Raw genomic sequence first — 5,684 nt, forward strand, 5'->3', positions numbered from 1 at the left:
TGTGTGGTCGGTGCCGTCAGCGTTGCCGTCAGAGGCCTCCCATCCATAGGTTGCCCGACCTCCCTCCCCCGCACCGACGCCCCCCGACCTCGACTTCTACGCGGAGTCGTTCGAGCCGATGGGAGGCAACATCCGTTCAGTCGCGGTCACAGCAGCATCCTTGGCGGCGGAAGGGAAGGGCCGCGCCATGATGCCGCTGCTGATTCACACGATCCAGCGGAGTACCAGGAGCTGCCTCCCGTGACACCGGAGTTCGGCCGGTACGCGGAACTGCTCGACCTGCCTGGCTGAGCTGGCTGGCTGGCTGGCTGGGCACCGACGTCGCATGGCCGCCTGTCAGCCCTGCGGCAACGAATACAAGGTGTTCGTGGCGTAAGCCCTGTTATTGGGGTCGGGGTCGTGATCCGCGACTCGCTTCAATGGTTCTCGAAACTCCCGCCATGACAGTTGCATTACCGCTGAAATCGCCGCAGTTCGAACAGACGCCGTGTCGCCGTCCAGCCCGCGTGATACGGACTCGTAGACCGCATCGGTGTAGGTGCGCGGAGCAATGGCACCGATCGTTTCAAGGGCGCGGCCTTGATCCTCGTGTGGAACGTCGTTCGCAACGCGATCGAGAAATTCTTTGTAGGTAGCAGTGGGGAAGCTTTGGCGAAATCTCGTGATGGTGGAGGTTTTAACTTCTCCGCTGAAGACGAAGAACTTCACCTCGACCACTTCGTCGTCAACGAATCGACCAGCCCCCCCTTTGCCAAGTCGCCAGGAGAAAAAATACGCGCCGTCCTCGGCGGCCTCACCTGATGGGATTGGGGACTCGCCAGTCGTCTCCGCTGTCCACCCTTCATTTCTGCCGTGCTGGAGCAATAGTTCGAAATCAACGTCACTAGTGAATGCCATTCTGATCTCAATCATTGGATCACCTTCTCCGTGACTCTGGAAGCCGGATCGCCCGGTGGCAAGTTACGATTCTCCGATCTTACGTCGATCCTCAACTCACCAACCTCGTCAACCGTCGTGTCTGTATTGCAAGACGGTTCGGGCCATCGGCTCCCCAGGGCTCGTACGGCACGGGCCGAGCTTGGGATAGGTGGATACGTTCGGGCTCTTTGTCGCCGAAAAGACCCAAGGGCTTGCAGGGAATCAAGGCGTTACTTCCGTTCCGGGGATCGTTGGTGAGGTAGCGCATCCCGAAAAAGACTTATAAGCAACTCACTGTAAGGGGTTTGCGGTGGTGTTCCCGCATCTGGATGAGCGGCAGCGTCGGCTACTGCTGGGAGCGGAGGCCCGGTTGCTAAGCGGCTTTGGTGAAGTTCGCTGCTGATCTTTTGATGCGTGTGCGTTGGCGGTTGAGGGTTTGGGCGATGGCGGTGGCGACTGCTTCTGCGGTGGTGTGGACGCGCTCGGGGTAGTCCTCGTACTTCACCGAGCGCCATACCCGTTCGATGTCATTGAGTTCGGGACTGCGGGGCGGGAGGTAGAAAAGCCCGACGCCGACCCCGGGCCGGGGAGGTGCCTCAAAACTCGGAACCCGTCCGCCACCAACCACGCGGTCCCGGTAGCGGCCGCAGGCCGCCGGCTCGCGGCCGCCAAGCGGGCCCGTCTTGCACCGCGCTTTCACCCTGCTGTGCGAACCGGTAGGCAGCCGACGGGTCCGGTTCCATGAGCAGGGAGCCGACGCTTGGTTGATCATGGAACGGCTAGGGCACAGCTCGATCCACATGACCATGGACATCTACACCTTCGTCCGGCTCGAGTCGCCGCGCTCGGCTTTCGACCGCATGGGCGATGCCCCGCGTGACGGTTGATGTCAGCTGGATGCCACCGCATACGCCAGAGGCCCCTTCCGATGTTTGGAAGGGGCCTCTGAGCTGGGGCGCGCTCGGCAGGATTCGAACCTGCAACCTCTTGATCCGTAGTCAAGTGCTCTATCCGTTAAGCTACGAGCGCTTGGCTTCCCGGCGATCTTTCTTGCCGGTCGGCGTTGCGGGGACAACATTACATGACCTGTGGCGTCAGGCGAAATCCGTTTCCCTCACCCCCTCTGAGCTGGGAAAACTGTCTTTTGACGGTCATCCGGAAGATCGACGGGGAGCGTCCGCGCGTATGGCCAAAGGAGGCGCGGCGCTCAGCGGACGGGATCGCCGGATGATCACCGCGCTAGGGCCCGGATGAGCCACGAAGGGCGTAGCGGGGTGGGTGAGGGTGATGTGAGGGTGGGGGAAACGCGACGGAGCCCCGGCCGTGGGGCCGGGGCTCCGGTGAGTGCGGAGGCTCCGGGATTTGAACCCGGGATGGGGGGTTACCCCAAACCGCATTAGCAGTGCGGCGCCATAGACCAGACTAGGCGAAGCCTCCACGCACACCGAGCATATTCGCGCGAGCGAGATGCGGTGTGTGCAGATGATGTCACAGCCCAGGGGGATGTCACCAATCGCCGCCTACGGTACTCGGCTGGCGGGGCGCATCGCAAAGCCCTTATGGCGGCGCAACGCGCACGACGGCGGCGCGTTAGAGGGGCAGGGGCAGTGTGCCCCGCTGTGATCACACCTGGAGCGCCCCCATGCCCCTGCTGCACCGCCTTGCCGTCGCCGTCGTCACGGCGGCTGCCTCCGCCACCGCGATGAGTGCCACCGCCTGGGCGGCCGCGCCCGTGCCGCTTCCGATGCCGTATGACGAGGGGGGCACCGATCACCTGATCGTGACCGTGTCGCGGAGCGGCGGTGCGGCGGACTCTGTCACGTACACGCTGGCGTGCCATCCCGCGGGCGGGACACACCCGGCCGCGCACGGGGCGTGCGATCAGTTGGACTCGGCGACGGTGTGGGGGAGGGATCCGTTCGCGCCCGTGCCGCCCGCGGCGATGTGCACGGGGCAGTACGGGGGGCCTGCCACCGCGCAGCTGCGCGGTCGTTGGGCGGGGCGGCCGGTGGACGCGCGGTTCTCGCGGGTCAATGGCTGCGAGATCGCCCGATGGGACAGATTTTCTGCTGTTTTGCGTCTTCCTGAGAGCTGACCTGGGGATTGGCCGGGACTGGGACAGAACGGCCCAGAGAGCGTGCCCAGGAGGTTTGTCCTGGCGTGGGCCGAGACGCGTACGTCGTGCTGCGACCTCCCTCTCATCTACCGCCGCGTCCGCCCCCGCTGCCCGTAGACTCCCCTGAGGACACTCCACGGACGGGCGGCACAACCACCGCGAGTGTCGGGGCAAGGTGCGGTACATCAGGGAGGAAGCGTCGTCGTGAGCAGCAGGCCATCCCGAGGCGCTGCTCGCCTCGCAGCCATACTCGACGCCCTTCCCGACGCCCTGCTGCTGGTCAACTGCAACGGCACGGTCGTCAACGCCAACCACATCGCGCTCGAGACCTTCGAGGTGCCGGGAACAGCGCTGGTCGGCCGTGGTCTGCTGGATCTCCTCCCCTCCTTCGACTCCAATCGCATTCCGGGCTCGATGCGCCGCCCCGACGACCAGGACGAGGGTGGCCACACCAAGCCGACACGGATGATCGCGCGGCGCACCGACGGCATGCAGTTCCCCGTCGAGGTCACCAGCGCCAACCTGGAGGACGGCAGGACCCCTTACGCCGACCAGTACAGCTACACCGGCGACGAACTGCTGATGATCGTCGTGCGCGACCTGACCGGGACGCTCGACACCGAGGCCGAGCTCGCCCGCCAGCAGCGCCAGACCGAGATGATCCTGCGCGCGGCGGCGGAGGGCGTGGTCGGCGTGGACACCGAGGGCAAGGTGGTCCTCGTCAACCCGTCCGCGGCGCAGATCCTCGGCTACCGGGCCAGTGACCTGGGCGGTCAGGAGCTTCATCCTCTTGTACACCACTCGCGCCCGGACGGTTCCCCTCTGCCGTACGAGGAGTCCCCGCTCACCGAGACCCTCCGCTCCGGCCGTAAATACCGGGTGCGCGGCCAGGTGCTGTGGGCGAAGGACGGCAGCCCGGTACCGGTCGACCTGACGACCGCGCCCGTGCGGGACGGGGAGCAGCTGGTCGGCGCGGTGATGACCTTCACCGACCGGCGGCCCGAGGAAACCCTCGTGGCGAAGCATGCGGAGGAGCTCGAAAACCTCACGGCCAAGCACGCGAAGGAGCTGAAAAAGCTCACCGCGCGCCACACGGAGGAGCAGGAGAAGCTCACGGCGCAGCTCGCCAAGGAGCGGAAGGAACTCACCGCACAGCTCGCCAAGGAGCGTGAGGCACACACCGAGCGGTACGACGCGCTGGCCGCTCGCAACGCCCAGCTGCTCGCCGTCCTCGACCAGTCGCTGCGCGGCCCGTTGGTGGAGCTGCGCGGCGAGCTCGGCGTGCTGGCCGACGACCCGGCCGGGCAGCTGTGGCCCGAGGCCAATCAGATCCTGCACCACCTCGCCGCCGGGTACACCCGGATGACCACGCTGGTGGACAACGTCCTGAGCTATCAGCGGCTCGACTCGGGCGGCGAGGAGTTCACCCGGCACGCGGTCTCGATGGACGAGGTCGTCGCGGCCGGCGTCGAGGGCGCGGTCGAGCTGATCGGCCCTGGGCGGGCGCAGTTCGCCGTGCACGCGCCGCCGATCGAGGCCGAGGTGGACGCGGAGCGGCTGGCGCAGGCGCTGGCGCACCTGATCGCGGACGTGGCGGGGGTCGACTCCACCGGCAAGGCGGCCGCGGGCCCGGGCGGCGCGACGGGCGACTCGACCATCGTGGTCGCGGCGGCGCAGCGCGGCGATGTCGTCCGGATCGAGGTGCGCGGGCCGTACGCGGGCGGCGATCCCGTACACGAGCCGATCGTCCGCGGGATCGTACGGCGGCACGGCGGCGTGCTGCAGACGCATGAGATGCCGGGCATGGGCGGGCACGCCTACGTCCTCGAGGTGCCGATCTCCGCGGCCGCCGCCGCCCAGGCGGACCAGGCGGAGAACGCCGCAGGGGCGTCGGAGCGTACGTCCGGCCGGGGCACCGGCGCCGGGAACACCGGTCCGGGCTCCGGTCCGGGCTCCGCCGTCGGCCAGGGTGGGACGAACGGCGCGGGCACCGGCCAGACGCCGACCGGACCGACCGGACGGCGCGCGCGGCGCGGCCCGGCCGGCGCGGCCGCAGGCGGAACCAACGGCGCCGGTACGAACGGAGCCGGTACGAACGGAGCCGGGGCGAACGGCGCAGGGACCGACGGAAGCGGTGCCAACGGGGGTGCGGACGGACAGCCCCCCGCGCGCGGCGCCGACCCGCGTACGCCCAGCACCCAAGGCGCCGGTCACCGCGGCGCGCACGCCGGTTCCGCGCCCGCGGGGCCCGCGGCGCCCGCGCCCGACGGCGACAGCACCACCCCGGGGCAGTCGGCCGCGGCCGAGGAGCAGCAGCCGACCGGGCGCCGGCGCGCCCGCCGCCACCCCGACGAGGAGCAGCAGCCGGCGGTCGCGAGCGCGAACGCCCAAACCGACGGCCAGGGTTCGGGGGCCCATCACCATCCCCGCGGCTCCGGTCAGCAGCCCGGTCCGCAAGCCGGTCCCCAAGCCAACCCGCAACCCGGTCCCCAGCCCCCCGCGATGGGGCCGGTGCCGCCCCAGGGCATGGCCGGGCAGCCGTCGACCCTCGCCGGGCGGCGGGCCCGTCGCGCCGCCCCGGCCGAGGCCGGACAGGGGCGGTCCGCCCTCGCGCTGCCGCCCGCGGCGGCCGACGCCGCCCCGCCGGCCG

General features: G+C 68.8%; 4 protein-coding genes and 2 tRNA genes. 2 read left to right on the forward strand and 4 right to left on the reverse strand.

Annotated features, from left to right (window positions below; all coding sequences use genetic code 11):
* Window positions 1-336 precede the first annotated feature (336 nt).
* The 4 genes from CCN51_RS54570 to CCN51_RS37460 form a co-directional block, all read right to left on the reverse strand.
* On the reverse strand, window positions 337-912 hold the full coding sequence (locus CCN51_RS54570; protein WP_143676002.1) for a HEAT repeat domain-containing protein: 576 nt from the start codon (window positions 910-912) through the stop codon (window positions 337-339).
* Window positions 913-1,291: 379 nt separating this feature from the next.
* On the reverse strand, window positions 1,292-1,732 hold the full coding sequence (locus tag CCN51_RS60265; protein WP_425315054.1) for a transposase: 441 nt from the start codon (window positions 1,730-1,732) through the stop codon (window positions 1,292-1,294).
* Between the two features lie 142 nt (window positions 1,733-1,874).
* Window positions 1,875-1,947: transfer RNA gene (locus tag CCN51_RS37455), tRNA-Arg, on the reverse strand.
* Window positions 1,948-2,265: 318 nt separating this feature from the next.
* Window positions 2,266-2,355, reverse strand: a tRNA-Ser gene (locus CCN51_RS37460).
* A 205-nt stretch (window positions 2,356-2,560) separates the two neighbouring features.
* Between CCN51_RS37460 and CCN51_RS37465 the strand changes: the two genes are divergently transcribed.
* Both CCN51_RS37465 and CCN51_RS53755 read left to right on the forward strand, forming a co-directional pair.
* Entirely contained in the window at window positions 2,561-3,013 is a 453-nt protein-coding gene (locus tag CCN51_RS37465; RefSeq protein ID WP_014177844.1) for an SSI family serine proteinase inhibitor, read from the forward strand.
* Window positions 3,014-3,238: 225 nt separating this feature from the next.
* Window positions 3,239-5,684 (forward strand): PAS domain-containing protein (locus CCN51_RS53755; protein WP_143676004.1); only part of this gene is annotated, 2,446 nt, incomplete at its 3' end.

Origin of the sequence: Streptomyces milbemycinicus, assembly GCF_002154605.1 — a bacterium.
Lineage (GTDB): Bacteria > Actinomycetota > Actinomycetes > Streptomycetales > Streptomycetaceae > Streptomyces > Streptomyces milbemycinicus.